The following is a 1532-nucleotide window of genomic DNA, read 5'->3' as shown; positions in this document are numbered from 1 at the left end:
GTCGCGGTGCTGGCCGGCGTGATCAACACCATGGTCGACACGCTCTCCGCGTTCGCCGACGAGGTGACCCGGGTGGCCCGCGAGGTCGGCACCGAGGGGACGCTGGGCGGCCAGGCCCGGGTGCCCAACGTTGCGGGGACGTGGAAGGACCTCACCGACAACGTCAACTTCATGGCGCACAATCTGACCAGTCAGGTGCGCAACATCGCCCAGGTGACCACCGCGGTGGCCAGGGGCGATCTCACTCGCAAGATCGATGTGGACGCCCGCGGCGAGATCCTGGAACTCAAGACCACCATCAACACGATGGTCGACCAGCTGGGCGCGTTCGCCGACGAGGTCACCCGGGTGGCCCGCGAGGTCGGTACGGAGGGCCGGCTCGGCGGCCAGGCCGAGGTCGAGGGCGTCTCCGGCACCTGGAAGCGGCTGACCGAGAACGTCAACGAGCTCGCCGGCAACCTCACCCGACAGGTCCGTGCGATCGCCGAAGTCACCAGCGCGGTCGCCGCGGGCGACCTCACCCGTTCGATCACCGTCGACGCCTCCGGCGAGGTCGCCGACCTCAAGGACAACATCAACTTCATGGTGGAGTCCCTGCGCGAGACCACCCGCGCCAACGAGGAACAGGACTGGCTGAAGACCAACCTCGCCCGCTTCTCCGCCCTGATGCAGGGCCGGCGTGACCTCGCGGCCGTCGCCGAATCGGTCATGGACGAGCTCACTCCGCTGGTCGGCGCGCAGTGCGGCGCCTTCTACCTCACCGAGGAGGACGGCGGAGCCGGGACCGTGCTCCAGCTCGTGGCCTCCTTCGCCTTCCCCGACGGTGAGCGCCCCGTACGGTTCCGGCTGGGCGAGTCGTTCGTCGGCCAGGCCGCCCGCAGCCGGCGCACGATCGCGGTCGATCGGCTGCCGGCCGGCTACCTGGCCGTCTCCTCCGGTCTGGGCCGCACGGACGAACTGTCCCTCGTCGTGCTGCCGATCGTGGTGGAGGACGCGGTGCTCGGGGTCATCGAGCTGGCATCCCTGCGGCCGTTCACACCCGTTCACCGGGACTTCCTCGACCAGCTGATGGAGACGATCGGCGTCAATGTCAACTCCATCGTCGCCGGTGCCCGGACCGACGAGCTGCTCGGCGAGTCGCAGCGCCTCACGGCCGAACTGCGGGTGCGCTCGGAGGAGTTGCAGGCGCGCCAGGAGGAGCTGCAGGCATCCAACGCCGAACTCGAGGAGAAGGCGGAGCTGCTGGCCGCCCAGAACCGCGACATCGAGACCAAGAACCTGGAGATCGAGCAGGCCCGCCAGGAGCTGGAGGACCGCGCCCACCAGCTGTCGCTGGCCTCGAAGTACAAGTCGGAGTTCCTGGCCAACATGAGCCACGAACTGCGCACCCCGCTCAACAGCCTGCTCATCCTCGCCCAGCTGCTCGCCCAGAACCCCACGCGGAACCTGAGCGCCAAGCAGGTCGAGTACGCCGGCATCATCCATAGCCCGGGCGGCGACGGCGAAGGGCGCGCCGGTGGACCTGCCGGAGC

1 protein-coding gene is annotated in these 1532 nt (G+C 69.3%); it reads left to right on the top strand.

Translation table 11 applies throughout. The annotated features are described in order from the left end of the window. Window positions 1-1532: HAMP domain-containing protein (locus ABZ885_RS40880; RefSeq protein WP_360200247.1), on the top strand; the 1532-nt coding region annotated here is incomplete at both ends.

Origin of the sequence: Kitasatospora sp. NPDC047058 (genome assembly GCF_040643935.1) — a bacterium.
Classification (GTDB): Bacteria; Actinomycetota; Actinomycetes; order Streptomycetales; family Streptomycetaceae; genus Kitasatospora.
This window is presented reverse-complemented; position numbering and strand designations above follow the sequence as displayed.